The sequence below is a fragment of the Caballeronia insecticola genome (genome assembly GCF_000402035.1).
In the GTDB taxonomy this organism is placed as follows: domain Bacteria; phylum Pseudomonadota; class Gammaproteobacteria; order Burkholderiales; family Burkholderiaceae; genus Caballeronia; species Caballeronia insecticola.
Genome location: NC_021294.1, coordinates 832,316 through 844,947 on the forward strand (window position 1 = coordinate 832,316; position 12,632 = coordinate 844,947).

The 12,632-nt window shown below is 64.8% G+C and carries 14 protein-coding genes; 5 read left to right on the forward strand and 9 right to left on the reverse strand.

The window, feature by feature from the left end; genetic code table 11:
* Positions 1–5 precede the first annotated feature (5 nt).
* Positions 6–1,700 (reverse strand): methyl-accepting chemotaxis protein, encoded by a 1,695-nt coding sequence (locus tag BRPE64_RS17975; protein WP_016354922.1) that lies wholly within the window; start codon positions 1,698–1,700, stop codon positions 6–8.
* A gap of 262 nt (positions 1,701–1,962) precedes the next feature.
* Between BRPE64_RS17975 and BRPE64_RS17980 the strand changes: the two genes are divergently transcribed.
* On the forward strand, positions 1,963–3,222 hold the full coding sequence (locus BRPE64_RS17980; RefSeq protein ID WP_016354924.1) for an aminotransferase class V-fold PLP-dependent enzyme: 1,260 nt from the start codon (positions 1,963–1,965) through the stop codon (positions 3,220–3,222).
* Between the two features lie 37 nt (positions 3,223–3,259).
* Here the strand turns inward: BRPE64_RS17980 and BRPE64_RS17985 are convergent, their stop codons facing one another.
* On the reverse strand, positions 3,260–4,090 hold the full coding sequence (locus BRPE64_RS17985; RefSeq protein ID WP_016354925.1) for an NAD-dependent protein deacetylase: 831 nt from the start codon (positions 4,088–4,090) through the stop codon (positions 3,260–3,262).
* A 195-nt stretch (positions 4,091–4,285) separates the two neighbouring features.
* On the opposite strand from BRPE64_RS17985, the gene BRPE64_RS17990 reads away from it, so the two are divergent.
* Positions 4,286–5,296 (forward strand): zinc-binding alcohol dehydrogenase family protein, encoded by a 1,011-nt coding sequence (locus BRPE64_RS17990; protein WP_016354926.1) that lies wholly within the window; start codon positions 4,286–4,288, stop codon positions 5,294–5,296.
* A gap of 4 nt (positions 5,297–5,300) precedes the next feature.
* Here BRPE64_RS17990 and BRPE64_RS17995 read toward each other — a convergent pair whose 3' ends face one another.
* The 3 genes from BRPE64_RS17995 to BRPE64_RS18005 all read right to left on the reverse strand — a co-directional run bounded on the left by BRPE64_RS17995 (position 5,301) and on the right by BRPE64_RS18005 (position 7,502).
* Complete coding sequence (locus BRPE64_RS17995) at positions 5,301–5,702, reverse strand: GFA family protein (RefSeq protein ID WP_044042422.1); 402 nt, start codon at positions 5,700–5,702, stop codon at positions 5,301–5,303.
* A gap of 397 nt (positions 5,703–6,099) precedes the next feature.
* On the reverse strand, positions 6,100–6,642 hold the full coding sequence (locus BRPE64_RS18000; protein WP_016354928.1) for a hypothetical protein: 543 nt from the start codon (positions 6,640–6,642) through the stop codon (positions 6,100–6,102).
* A gap of 215 nt (positions 6,643–6,857) precedes the next feature.
* Positions 6,858–7,502 (reverse strand): OmpW/AlkL family protein, encoded by a 645-nt coding sequence (locus BRPE64_RS18005; RefSeq protein WP_044042424.1) that lies wholly within the window; start codon positions 7,500–7,502, stop codon positions 6,858–6,860.
* A gap of 202 nt (positions 7,503–7,704) precedes the next feature.
* On the opposite strand from BRPE64_RS18005, the gene BRPE64_RS18010 reads away from it, so the two are divergent.
* A complete protein-coding gene (locus BRPE64_RS18010) occupies positions 7,705–8,007 on the forward strand; it encodes a hypothetical protein (RefSeq protein ID WP_044042425.1) in 303 nt (100 codons plus the stop codon).
* Positions 8,008–8,046: 39 nt separating this feature from the next.
* Here BRPE64_RS18010 and BRPE64_RS18015 read toward each other — a convergent pair whose 3' ends face one another.
* Positions 8,047–8,583 carry a hypothetical protein gene (locus BRPE64_RS18015; protein ID WP_044042754.1) on the reverse strand — a complete coding sequence of 179 codons (537 nt, stop codon included), beginning with the start codon at positions 8,581–8,583 and terminating at the stop codon, positions 8,047–8,049.
* Positions 8,584–8,695: 112 nt separating this feature from the next.
* A complete protein-coding gene (locus BRPE64_RS18020) occupies positions 8,696–9,664 on the reverse strand; it encodes a GlxA family transcriptional regulator (RefSeq protein ID WP_016354932.1) in 969 nt (322 codons plus the stop codon).
* Between the two features lie 152 nt (positions 9,665–9,816).
* On the opposite strand from BRPE64_RS18020, the gene BRPE64_RS33940 reads away from it, so the two are divergent.
* Positions 9,817–9,948, forward strand: a complete 132-nt coding sequence (locus tag BRPE64_RS33940; protein WP_016354933.1) for a hypothetical protein — start codon at positions 9,817–9,819, stop codon at positions 9,946–9,948.
* Between the two features lie 74 nt (positions 9,949–10,022).
* Positions 10,023–10,712, forward strand: a complete 690-nt coding sequence (locus BRPE64_RS18025; protein WP_016354934.1) for an HD domain-containing protein — start codon at positions 10,023–10,025, stop codon at positions 10,710–10,712.
* Positions 10,713–10,731: 19 nt separating this feature from the next.
* On the opposite strand, the gene BRPE64_RS18030 is transcribed toward BRPE64_RS18025, so the two are convergent.
* Positions 10,732–11,442 (reverse strand): extensin-like domain-containing protein, encoded by a 711-nt coding sequence (locus BRPE64_RS18030; RefSeq protein ID WP_016354935.1) that lies wholly within the window; start codon positions 11,440–11,442, stop codon positions 10,732–10,734.
* Positions 11,443–11,451: 9 nt separating this feature from the next.
* Positions 11,452–12,507, reverse strand: coding sequence for an NAD(P)/FAD-dependent oxidoreductase (locus BRPE64_RS18035; protein ID WP_016354936.1), 1,056 nt, complete (start codon positions 12,505–12,507; stop codon positions 11,452–11,454).
* Positions 12,508–12,632: the final 125 nt, after the last annotated feature.

Consider the following 12,632-nt stretch of genomic DNA (forward strand, 5'->3'; position numbering starts at 1 on the left):
CCGCGTCAGAAGGTGCTCCAGCCGTCCGCGCCGACCGACTTCGCTACCGCCACCGGCGCCACGCGCGCGGCGGGTCTGGCGGCCGGTTTGGCGGCAGGCTTGCGCACGCTGCGCACCGTCGTAGTCACGGCAGCCGCCGAGCCGTCCACCGCGAAGAACGCGACCGCGTCGTTGAGCCTGCGCCCCTGCTCCTCCAGCGACTGAGCGGCCGCTGCGGCTTCCTCGACCAGCGCGGCGTTCTGTTGCGTGACTTCGTCCATCTGCGTGATCGCCTGATTCACCTGTTCGATGCCGCGCCCCTGTTCCACCGACGCCGCCGCGATCTCCTGCATGATGTCCGTCACGCGCGCGACCGCCTGCGTCACTTCGGCCATCGTCGTGCCCGCTTCGCCCGCGAGCGTGGAGCCGTCGCGCACCTTGGCCGTCGAATCGGCGATCAGTTCCTTGATCTCCTTGGCCGCCGTCGACGAACGCTGTGCAAGGCTGCGCACTTCGCTCGCCACGACCGCGAAGCCGCGTCCCTGCTCGCCCGCGCGCGCCGCTTCGACGGCCGCGTTGAGCGCGAGAATATTCGTCTGGAACGCGATTCCTTCGATGATCCCGGTGATGTCCGCGATCTTGCCCGAGCTGTCGCTGATGCCGTTCATCGTCTCGACGACGCGGCCCACCACGTCGCTGCCCTTTCTCGCGATATCCGACGCATTCGACGCCAGCGTGCTCGCCTGCTGTGCGTTGTCGGCGTTCTGGCGGACCGTCGACGTGAGTTCTTCCATGCTGGCCGCCGTCTGTTCCAGCGACGCCGCCTGTTCCTCGGTGCGCTGGCTCAGGTCCGTGTTGCCGGCCGAAAGCTCTTTCGCTGCGCCGCCGACCGCGCCGCTGCTTTCGCGCACGCGGCTCACGGTTTCGGTCAGGCGCGTGTTCATCTCGGCGAGCGCGCGCAGCAAGTCGCCGGTTTCGTCCTTCGTCTCGGCGACGATGCGGCTCGTCAGATCGCCGCGCGCAACCGTCTGCGCGATGCCGACCGCCTCGCCGATCGGCGCCACGATCGAGCGCGTGATCGCGATGCCCGCGAACACCGCGAAGAGCGCCGCCACCGTGCACAGCGCGATCAGCAGGTTGCGCTGCGTCTGATAGCTCGCTTCGTCGTCGCGCACGATTTGATCGCGGCGAGTGGCGGTGTAAGACGCGTAATCGTCCGTCGCCTTGACGAGTTGCGCGAGCAGCGGACGGCATTGATCGTCCATCTTGGCGATCGCTTCATCGTGCTTGCCCGCGAGCGCGAGACCGACGATGTCCGTCGCGACCGGCCCGTACAGCGACTCCACCCGCGCCATCTCGGCGACGAGACTCTTCGCCTGCTCGCTGGTGTCGGTCGCGCTGCCGATCATGTCTCTCAGTTGCTTCAGGCGCGCCTGCACGTCTTCGTGCGCGAGCGTGACGGCGGTCTTTTCGATTTCGAAATCGGCGGGCTTCGTGACGAGCACGAGATTGCGGGCCGCGATCGCCCGGCGGTCGACGGCGGTGCGGATCTGGCTCGCGACGTCGGCGCGGGCATTGATGCCGTTGACGTAGTGCGAGAAGCTGTCGGTCGCAACCGACAGCGCCCGCAGCGACATGCCCGCGACGAGCACGACCAGTACGGCGAGAATGCCGAATCCAGCGACCAGCTTGTTCTTGATCGTGATGTTCTTGAGGTTCATGGTTTGGGTTCTCTCAGGTCCGTTCGAGGGACAAACGGCGCCATGCACGTCCGCGTCGCGGGCTCCGGGAGCCGCACGGCGAACGTTTGCCCGCATGTGGGACGCGGCGCTCTTCATGCTGATTACGGCGCGCGGGTTCGCGTCTTAAGGCCGAATATGTAAAAAGTCCGTGTTTTGTCCAGCCGTAGCGGTAATCCCTTACCATCGTCCAGTGCGCGACTGAACGTTCGTGCCCGCCCGCTCAAATCCACCGTTCGAACTCATGCCCGATCTTCTCGACTACCGCACCCCCGCTTTCGAATCCGCACTCGCGGCGCTTCCCGCCACGCCCGTCGACGAACCCGCCGACGACGAAGACTACTGGAACGCCGTGCGCGGTCTTTACGACCAGTCGGACGAACTGATCAATCTGGAGAACGGCTTCTGGGGCGCGATGGCCGAGCCGGTCAAGGGCATGTTCCAGTACTGGACCGAGCGCGTGAATCGCGAGACCACGCTGCTGATACGCCGGCACTACATGCCGCTGCACGACGGCCTGCGCGAGCGCGTCGCCGCAGCGATGGGTTGCGCGGTCGAGGAAATCGAGCTGACGCGCAACGCGACCGAGGCGCTTTTCGCGCTCATCAGCGGCTACAACCGTCTTGCTCCCGGCGACACCGTGCTTTACTGCGATCTCGATTACCCCTGCTGCAAGGACGCCATGGAATGGCTGCGCGAGCGGCGCGGCGTCTCGCCCGTGCGGATCACGATTCCGGAACCCGCAACGCATGACGCCGTTATCGCGGCTTACGCGAAGGCGTTGCGCGAGCATCCGCGCACGCGTCTCGTCTTGCTCTCGCACGTGTGCTTCGCGACCGGCCTCGTGTTGCCCGTCGCGGAAATATCGGCGATGGCGAAGAAAGCGGGCGCGGACGTGATCGTCGATGCCGCGCATTCGTGGGGCCAATTGGACTTCGACGTGCCCGATCTGAACGCGCCGTTCGCCGCGCTCAATCTGCACAAATGGATCGGCGCGCCGCTCGGCTGCGGCGCGATTTATATCCGGCGCGAACATTTGGCGTCGATCGATCCGTATTTCGGCGACCGCTCCTGGCCCGCCGACGACATCCGCGCGCGCGTGCACACCGGCTCGCCGAATTTCGCGGCGTGGTTCACGGTGCCGTCGGCACTGGACGCGCATCGGCGTATCGGCGCGAAGGCGAAGCAGGCGCGTCTGCGGGCGCTGCGCGATGCGTGGGCGGAAGCGGCGCGCGAGATTCCCGGCGTGCAAATCATGACGCCCGCCGATCCCGCAATGAGCGCCGGCATCACGGCTTTCCGGCTGAAGGGCCACACGACGAAGCCCGCGTGCGATGCGATCGTCGCCGCGCTGCGCGATCGCTTCGGCGTGTTCACGGTCGCGCGCACCGGCCCCGAGGCAGGCGATGTCGTGCGCGTGACGCCCGGCGTGTTTTCTCGGATGGAGGATGCGAAGCGCCTGCTCGAAGGAATCGAAACGCTTGCGGGCGAACTGCGCGCTTGATTGCGCGTTCGATTGCGCGTTCGGTTGAAGCTGCGCTCTAGCCCGCCACCGGCCGCGCGTCCAGCCGCTCGATCAGGGCTTCGAGCGCCTCCGAGCAAGGCGCTTCGACCTTCAGCGCGAGCAGCGCATCGGCGCGCGTCTTGCCGATGTTGATCGCGGCGATCGGCTTGCCGCTCCTGGCCGCCCATTCGCAGAACCGGTAGCCGGAATACACCATCAGCGACGAGCCGACGACGAGCATCGCGTCGGCGGCGTCCAGCGAGCGCGCCGCGTCGTCGACGAGTGCGCGCGGCACGCTCTCGCCGAAGAACACCACGTCGGGCTTGAGCACGCCGCCGCAGCGCGTGCAGCCGGGCACCTGAAACGCGCCGAAGTCGAGATCTTCGATTTGCGCGTCGCCATCGGGCACGGCGGGCGCGGTGTAGCCCACGAAATCCGGATTCGCGGCCTCCAGCAGGCGCTGCACCGCCGCGCGCGTATACCGCTCGTCGCATTCGATGCAGCGCACCCGTCCGATATTTCCGTGCAACTCGATGACATCCGGATTGCCCGCGCGCGTATGCAGCCCGTCGACGTTCTGCGTCACGAGCCGATGCACCCGCGAGCGCGCCGCGAGCGCCCGCACCGCATGATGCGCGGCGTTCGGCTGCGCACGCGCCACGACCGGCCAGCCGATCAGGCTGCGCGCCCAGTAGCGCCGCCGCGCGTAGTCGGAGCCGAGAAAATCCTTGAGCAGGATCGGCGCACGGCCGGTGCGCTGGCCTTCGCGGTCGCGATAACACGGTATGCCCGATTCGGTGCTGATGCCCGCGCCCGACAGCACGAAAAGCCGCGGATGCCGCTCGACGAATTCATGAAGCTGCTGCACTTGTCATCCCTTCTTCTACGCGACGATCGTTTGAATATAAGGCGAAACCGCGCGCCGCGCTGAGCGTCGACATCGACTAACCAGGCGATTCCGGCCTTACCACTTTCGATTTAATTAAATTGGCTTGACCAAATTCGCCGTGGTCGTTAGATTGTCGGGCACGCCCCACTCTAACGACACCACGAGACATCCAGCATGCTGACCGTCATCTGCGAGACCCCCGGAACCCTGAAAGCCGAACAGCGCGAGAAGCCCCAACGCGCCGAAAGCGAAGTGCTGCTGCGCGTGAAGCGCGTCGGCGTATGCGGCACGGACCTGCACATCTTCACCGGCAATCAGCCGTATCTCTCGTATCCGCGCGTAATGGGGCACGAGCTGTCCGGCGTGATCGAGGAAGCGGACGCATCGAGCGGACTCAAGGCAGGCGACACCGTCTACGTGATGCCGTATCTCTCGTGCGGCAAATGCATTGCGTGCCGTCAGGGCAAGACCAATTGCTGCGTCAACATTCAGGTGCTGGGCGTTCACCGCGACGGTGCCTTCACCGAATATCTGAATCTGCCTGCGCAGTTCGTCCACAAGGCCGAAGGCGTGACGCTCGATCAGGCCGCGATGGTCGAATTCCTCGCGATCGGCGCCCACGCCGTGCGCCGCGCCGACGTGCAGCCGGGCCAGCGCGTGCTGGTCGTCGGCACGGGGCCGATCGGCATGGCTGCGATCACGTTTTCGCGGCTGCGCGGCGCGAACGTCACCGCGCTCGATACGCGCGCGGATCGCCTCGAGTTCTGCAAGCGCGAACTGAAAATCGACGCGGCCGTGCAGATCGGCGAGCGCGACAAGGAAGAACTTGCGGCGCTGACCAACGGCGAATTCTTCGACGTCGTCTTCGATGCAACCGGCAATTCCCGCGCGATGGAACGCGGCTTCGAGTTCATCGCGCATGGCGGCAAGTACGTGCTGGTGTCGATCGTGCCGGATCGCATCTCGTTCGCCGATCCCGAGTTCCACAAGCGCGAGACGACGTTGCTCGCGAGCCGCAACGCGACGCCCGAGGACTTCGAGACGGTGCTCGCCGCGATGCGCCGGGGCGAAGTCCCGACCGATGCGCTCAACACGCATCGCCTCACGCTCGCCGATGTGCCCGAGCGCTTTTCCTCGCTGCTCGATCCGAAGGCGGGCGTCGTGAAGGCGATCGTCGAGTGCTGATGGTTTAATCCGGCGCGCCGCGTGCAAAGCGCGGCCGCCCTTGTGCGTCGTGCCATGGCTCGGCGCTCTTGCACCAGATTTCGTATTCGGGCGGATAGAGGCCGATTTCATCGAAAATGCCGGTGGGCACTTCGATTTCATCGACGCCGTCGAACGCGAGATAGACCGGCGAGCCGCAGACCGGGCAGTGATGCCGCTTGCCCGTCGACGAGCTGTCCCACGCGCGCGTGTCGCCCGATATCTGCACGGCTTTGCGTTCGAAAATCGCATAGACGCCGAACGGCGCGCCGTGAATGCGACGACACGTCATGCAGTGGCACCGATTCACTTCCTTCGGCGTTCCCGTGACACGCACGCGCACCGCGCCGCATGCGCAGCGTCCTTCGTGCAATGGCTCTGAGTTCATCGATGTCTCCCAAGGCAATGCGCGTCGTCGTTCTCTTCTTATAAAAATGCGAAAACGCGACGACGCATGGTCCCGCTTTGGACGTCGAACGTCTTCTTTCGACTTGCTTGCTCGTTGGATAACATGATCGCTCGAGCTTAAACCCGTCGAAGCGGAAGTTCGTATGCCGCCTCGCGCAGCCGCACGACGTCACCCTACCCCGGCACGACCCCGGCGGTCTCGGCGAGTTGTACAACAGCAATCGGTAGGACGCGCGCGATCAGTTCATCGCGCCGATGATCGCGAACGGCAAGGTGTTCGTCGGCACGCGCACGGGCGTCGCGGTCTTTGGACTGTTGCAGTAGCCGAACGCGAAAAGCGCCCGGCTTTTAGGCGGGCGCTCGTTCGCTTCAGCGTGTCATCGCACGAAGTAACCGCGGTTCTGCATGCACTCGCTGTAGGCGCGCCAGTAGCGCACCATCGGCGGTTCGGGAGGCGGCAGCGGCGGCATCTTCATGTCGCCGCCGAGAATCGCGTCCGATGCGCCGGAAGCCATGGCCACGCCGGACGCGGGCATCGCAGCCGATGCGCCGTGCGGCGCGGATGCGCCAGCCATCGTCGCCGCCGATGCGCCCGAAGCCGCAATCGCCGCCGACGCACCCGATGCAGGCGCCGCCGCCGACGCCGCAAGCGCACCCGATGCGACAGGCGGCAGCGGCGGCTCGACCGGACGCGGCGGCGAGAGCGTGCGCGTTTCGCGCTGCGTGTCGCGTGGCGGCGTCTGCGGTTCGCGCGCGACATTCACTTTGGTCGTCTGATTGGCGTAGCCGTAGCAGGCCGCGTTATCGACCGATTGTTGCCACGAACTCTGACTGCGGCCGGGCAACGTGAGCGGCTGTTGCGCGGCAGCGGCGCCGGATGCCGCGAGCAAGGCGATTCCCGCGTAAGTGGAAAGTCTCATTGGCTTGCTGTTCCCCGATGCAGTTTTATTAGTCGTTGCAGATCGCTCGCCGCCTGGCCGTCGATGCGCATGCGCGCCGGCGGCCACGCGGCGCGAGTCTGCGCCGGGCCTGCTGTCAAGGATACCGCGGCGGCTTTTTCGTCTACGCCAGAAACACCGGCTTCTTCCGCCAATTTTTCAGACGTGGCGCGAGCGCCTGCGTAGGGACTTCGCGATCAGAACTTCATGCCGACGCCCACGCCGAGCACCCACGGATCGATCTTCAGCGAGCCGAGATCGGCGCCGCCCGCCGAGGCGCTCGTGCGCATCCAGATCTTCTTCACGTCCGCGTTGACGAACAGGTTCCTGGCCACCTGCACGTCGATACCGGCCTGCAACGCGGGGCCAAAGCTGCTGCGTTTGATCGACACCGGCGTATCGCCCGCCTTCAGCTTGTCGTTATAGAAGTACGTATAGTTCACGCCCGCGCCGACATAAGGCCGCACGCGGCCCGCGTGATTGAAGTGATATTGCAGCAGCAAGGTGGGCGGCAACACGTTCACGCCGCCGAGCGAACCGATGTTCGAAGTCACCTGATGCCGCGACGTGCCGAGGATCAGCTCGACGCCGATCTGATCGCGGATCATGTAGGTGAAGTCGAGCTCCGGCACGATCGCGTTGTTCACATCGACGCCGAGCGTACCGAGTGCGCCGCCCGCGTTCACCTGAGGTTCGATGCTGATCGCGCGCAGACGTACAAGCACGTCGCCTGCGTGGATGCCGCCCGTCATATCGTTCGACGATGCATCGCCTGCCGCGTGCGCCACGCCTGCAAAAAGCGCCGCACACGCGGTCGCCACAGCCCCGAGACTTCTTCTCATTTCCGTTATTTCCGCGTTGAAAATGAGGATTGTCCCGAGGCATCGGACATGCGCCATTGACCGGAGTCAAGCCGTCGTCATGACCGCACAGAGACGAACGAGAGCCTTGCGCATCGACAAGCGGAGCCAGCAATCACGCTCCGCAAGCGGGTCCGTGTCTTGCTGAACTCTCTCGAAAGTGCAGAACAAAGGGAGGCGAAAGATGAGACCGACACTCAGCGCGTTCGGACGCATGACGGGGATTCTGCTCGGCGGCACGCTTGCGGTTGTGGCAAGCGCACAGCAAGCGCCGCAACAGCCGCAACCGTCGAGCAAGTTGCAGTACGACAGCGCGCCCGCGTATCAGGAACACAACGTCACGCCGCCCGCTGCAGCCGCAGTCAATGCGAGCGATGCGTTGAAGACGCGGCCGGGCAAGACATCGTCGGGCAAGGAAGCGGCGCCCAGCCGGCCGAACGGACTCGGCTTCGACGCGGGCGCAGGCAGCATGAGCAAGAAGCCATGATGCAGAGACTGCTGCGCGCTTGGTCTTAGTCTCTGCTGATTAGGACTTGTCGGGCCAGGGCCAGGTTGCGTAACGCGAAGGTTGCTCCGCTACCGCTTTGCGTTTCGGCTTCTTCGCGTCCGGCGCAGCTTCGGCTTTGGCTTCGTGAGATTCGGCTTCGTGCGCCGGTGCCGCGCTCTGCGCCACGTCAGGCAAATCTGCGCCAAACCAGGGCACATCGCGGCGGCGCTCTTCCGCGTAGGCATTCCAGCCCTTCGCGTTATCGGCGAAGAGATCGTGCTTCACCGTGTTGGCGAGCATCGGACGGTTCAGCGTTTCGTCCAGCAGCGCCTTCGGCCACACGAAAAATGCGCCCGATGCGCGACGGATAAAGTCGCGCGGCGCCATGCTTGCATCGACGAAACCGAGCAGCGTGAAACCGGCGAGCGCGTCGTTGCCCTTCACCGCATCGCCGATGCTCGCGTATTCGTCAGCGCATTGGCTCAGGCAAAACACCGTCTCCAGTACATCGCCGAGATGCAGCAACAAGGCGCGTCGTTCGTAGGGATCTTGCGTGGCGGTTGCTTGATTCGTCATTCGTTGATCCGATATGTCGAGGGTGGATTTCTGCGGCGCGTGCACTTCTGCTGACGCCGCGTTCATCACGATTTTAACGAACCCGTCGCGACGCGTCGGCGTTAAGCGTGCATCACCGCGTAAAGCGCGTGCGAAAGCTCGTCCGATAGTCGTTCGGCGAGACGCCGAGTCGCCGCGTGAACACGAGCCGCATGCGGTCCGCCGTGCCGAAGCCGCATTCGTAGGCGACGGTTTTCAGGGGCGTGTCGCTGCTCTCCAGCACGTTGCGGGCCGCATCCACGCGCGCCCGCTCGACGAACTCATGCGGCGTCATATCCGCAAGCTGCACGAAGGCGCGCGCGAAGTTGCGCTCGCTCATGCCCGCGACGCGCGCCAGTTGCGCAACCGACAGCCGCTCGCCGATGTGCTCCATCACGTAAGCCTGCACTTTCGCGACCGGCGAGGTTTCGTCGGCGGGCGCGCTGAGATACGGACTGAACTGCGACTGCCCGCCGCGCCGCTGCGCAAACACGACGAGGCGTTTTGCCACCGCGAGCGCAACCTGCGGTCCGTGATCCTCGGCGACGAGCGCGAGCGCGACATCGATGCCCGCCGTCACGCCCGCCGAGGTCACGAGATTGCCTTCGCGCATGTAGATGCGATCGAGCTCGACGCGCGCGAGCGGAAAGCATGCGGCGAGCCGCGGCGCGTCTTGCCAGTGCGTGGTGACGTCGCGGCCGTCGAGCAGGCCTGCGTGGCCCAGCGCGAACGCGCCGGTGCAGATCGAACCATAGCGCTCGCAATGCGATGCGACATCGATGAGCCACGCGGTCAGTTCCGCGTTCGGTGCATCGACGGGAAGGCTCGGTCCGCCTGCAACGAGCGCGGTGCCGTAATGCTGATTCGCCGCGTCGAACGAGATGTCCGCGACAAGACGCGTGCCGTTCGACGCCCGCACGACGCGCTCCTCGGGACCGACGAGCGTGATCTCGTAGCCATCCGACGCGGGCACGAAGCCATTCGCTTCCGCGAATACATCGACGGGACCGGCCACGTCGAGCGCCTGCACGCCCTGGAAGATTGCGATTGCGACTGTACGCATCGAAGGAAGAAAGTCCGTGATGAAGGCGTGTGGCAGAAGACGGCGTGCGCTTGGCAGGGTTCGATGCGTCGTTTCGATTGAGCCAAGGCGGCGTTTTGCCGAGACTTGTATCTATCGCAACACATCGCGCAACTGCCACGGAGGCACCCGCCATGAACCCGCACAGCGAAGCCACGATTCAAAGCACGATCGGAGCGTACGAGCATCAGGACTGGCTGCTCGATCAGGCGCTCGCCGATACCTTTCCCGCGAGCGACCCGATCCCGCCCGGCTCTCTCGTCTGAACCGTCACACGCCGCGCAGCGCGATTTTAGCAACGCGCGGCTTTCATGTCCTCGAACATCACGGAGCATTCACCATGAGCGAAATCATCGCAGGCATCAGAATTCCCGACAGCCAGATGGCGCGCGAAGCCACGCAACTCGTGCGCGACACCGAACCCGATCTGCTGTACAACCACTCGCGCCGCGTGTTTCTCTTCGGCGCGCTGACGGGCGAACGCAAGCAACTGAAGTACGACCCCGAGCTGCTGTATATCGGCGCGATGTTCCATGACATGGGCCTCACCGAAGCCTACAGCAGCCCGCAAGACCGCTTCGAAGTCGATGGTGCGAATGCGGCGCGCGATTTTCTGCGTCAGCACGGCATCGGCGAAAGCGAGATCGAACAAGTGTGGGATTCGATCGCGCTGCACACGACGCCCGGCATTCCGCAGCACAAGAAGCCGGTGGTCGCGCTCGTCACGGCGGGCGTCGAGATGGACGTGCTCGGCCTCGCCTACGACGACTTCAGCGCGGATCAGCGGCGCCTCGTGGTCGCGGCGCATCCGCGCGAGTCGAACTTCAAGGAAGGCATCATCGATGCATTCACGCAAGGCACGATCAAAAAGCCCGAATCGACGTTCGGCAACGTCAAGGCCGACGTGCTCGCGTTGAAGGACCCGAGTTACAAGCGGCTGAACTTCTGCAGCATCATCCTCGGTTCGGCGTGGAACGACGGCCCTCACGATCATTCGACTTGCCGCAATCCGGCGCATCATCACGCGTGATTCGGCGGCATCATCGGCATTATCGGCAGATGCGGTACGGACCCATGTCGACGTGAAAGTGCGTCTCGTGCAGCGCGTTGTAGCCGGGGCCGAGGGTCGTGTCGAACGAGCGGCACGCGCCTTCGTGAACGCGGCGCAGGAAGCGTGCATCGGGCGACGCTGCATCGTCCCAGCGCGCGAGCGCGATGCGTTTTCCGTCATCGAGCACGAAGCCCGTCAGGTCGATGGCGTTCGCGCTCGCATGCTGACTCAACGCCGTATCCTGCCGATGATTCACGTTGCGGCACGTGTAGCTGCCCACATGCTCGATACGCGCGACGCGCTCGCCGTAGGTCTCCTGCGCGGCGGCTTGAAGATAGTGATGCTCGAAGTACGCCATGCCGAGTGCGAGCGGACACGTCGCGAGAAACGGCGCGCTGAAGCTCGTGTCACCGGCGCGCGTGACGCGCACCACGTTCTTGAGTTCGCAGCCGCCGGCGCCGGTTGCATCGGCCATCTCGCGATACACGAGACCGGAGCGCGCGAGTGCGGCATCGCAAAGTTGCGCGTCGTGCATCGTGCGCCATAGCTTGAATGACGTGAGCGGACCTTGCGGTGCGCGAACGTCGAGCGGCGCAAATGGATCGTAGCGTTCGGGCAAAACGATGCGCTTCGTATAGACCGCATAGCCGAATGCAGCGCCGCCGATGAGCATCGCCATCAACAGCCACGCGACGAGACGAGCGGTCACGCGCGACGCTTAAGCATCGTCGGCTGTGTGCGCGGCGCTCACGCGTTCCGCGAGCTTGGCGTCATAGCTCGAATGCACGTGCACGCGCTTTTTGTCGGGATACGCATACCCATACGCCTTGCGCAACGCAAGCGACGCTTCGTGAAAGCCCGACAAAATCAGCTTCTGCTTGTTCGGATAGTTCGCGATATCGCCGACCGCGAAGATGCCCGGCCGCGACGATTCGTAATTCGACGTGTCCACTTCGATGCGCCCGCCGCGCACATCGAGGTTCCATGTGGCGATCGGCCCGAGTTCGGAGACGAGCCCATATAGCGCGACGAGTTTGTCGGCGGCGATCTCCGTCACGCCGTCGATCTGTTTGATGCGCGCGGCGCGCAGCGCGCCTTCGGGCACATCGAGCGAATCGATCATGCCGACGACGAAGTCCATCTCGCCCGCCTCGACCGCGCGCTTCATCGCCGCGACCGAGTTGGCGGCCGCCGAAAAGCCGTTACGCCGATGCACGAGCGTGAGCTTCTTCGCGATGTCCTTCAGCGCGAGCGCCCAGTCGAGCGCCGAATCGCCGCCGCCCGCGACGAGCACGTGCTTGTCCGCGAAATCCGCGGCGCGCGCGACACTGTAGTGGACGTCCTTGCCTTCGAGCGCGGCGGCTTCGGGCAGTTGCAGACGCTGCGGCACGAATGCGCCGTTGCCCGCAGCGATCAGAATGGCGGCGCAGTCGAAGCGCATGCCGCGCTCCGTCGTCACGATCCAGCGGTGATCGTCGTCACGTTGCGCGACGGACTGAACGCGCTGGTCGAGATGGATCGGCACATCGAAGGGACGAATCTGCTCCAGCAAACGGTCGACGAGTTCGCGCGCGGTGCATGACGGAATGGCGGGGATATCGTAGATGGGTTTGTCGGGATAAAGCTCGATGCACTGCCCGCCGATGCGCCCGAGCGTATCGACGATCTGGCACGTCAAGCCGATCACGCCCGCCTCGAACGCCGCGAACAAGCCGACGGGGCCCGCGCCGATGATCAATACGTCGGTTTTTACCGCTTCGCTGCTGGATTCCATTTCGTGCCTTCCGGTTCGTGCCGCGCGACATGCGTGTCATTGCAGCATGCTTCGGGCCACGATACAGAAAGCAACTCGACGGGGCAATGAAGCCCCTTTTGGCCGAGCGGCGATTCCACGACGTG

Coding starts and splice junctions, on each gene's coding strand:
- BRPE64_RS18005 (WP_044042424.1), bottom strand. CDS start 7,502: ATGAGAAGAAGTCTCGGGGCTGTGGCGACCGCGTGTGCGGCGCTTTTT.
- BRPE64_RS18000 (WP_016354928.1), bottom strand. CDS start 6,642: ATGAGACTTTCCACTTACGCGGGAATCGCCTTGCTCGCGGCATCCGGC.
- BRPE64_RS33940 (WP_016354933.1), top strand. CDS start 9,817: ATGAACCCGCACAGCGAAGCCACGATTCAAAGCACGATCGGAGCGTAC.
- BRPE64_RS18020 (WP_016354932.1), bottom strand. CDS start 9,664: ATGCGTACAGTCGCAATCGCAATCTTCCAGGGCGTGCAGGCGCTCGAC.
- BRPE64_RS17995 (WP_044042422.1), bottom strand. CDS start 5,702: ATGAACTCAGAGCCATTGCACGAAGGACGCTGCGCATGCGGCGCGGTG.
- BRPE64_RS18015 (WP_044042754.1), bottom strand. CDS start 8,583: ATGACGAATCAAGCAACCGCCACGCAAGATCCCTACGAACGACGCGCC.
- BRPE64_RS18010 (WP_044042425.1), top strand. CDS start 7,705: ATGAGACCGACACTCAGCGCGTTCGGACGCATGACGGGGATTCTGCTC.
- BRPE64_RS17990 (WP_016354926.1), top strand. CDS start 4,286: ATGCTGACCGTCATCTGCGAGACCCCCGGAACCCTGAAAGCCGAACAG.
- BRPE64_RS18035 (WP_016354936.1), bottom strand. CDS start 12,507: ATGGAATCCAGCAGCGAAGCGGTAAAAACCGACGTATTGATCATCGGC.
- BRPE64_RS18025 (WP_016354934.1), top strand. CDS start 10,023: ATGAGCGAAATCATCGCAGGCATCAGAATTCCCGACAGCCAGATGGCG.
- BRPE64_RS17980 (WP_016354924.1), top strand. CDS start 1,963: ATGCCCGATCTTCTCGACTACCGCACCCCCGCTTTCGAATCCGCACTC.
- BRPE64_RS17975 (WP_016354922.1), bottom strand. CDS start 1,700: ATGAACCTCAAGAACATCACGATCAAGAACAAGCTGGTCGCTGGATTC.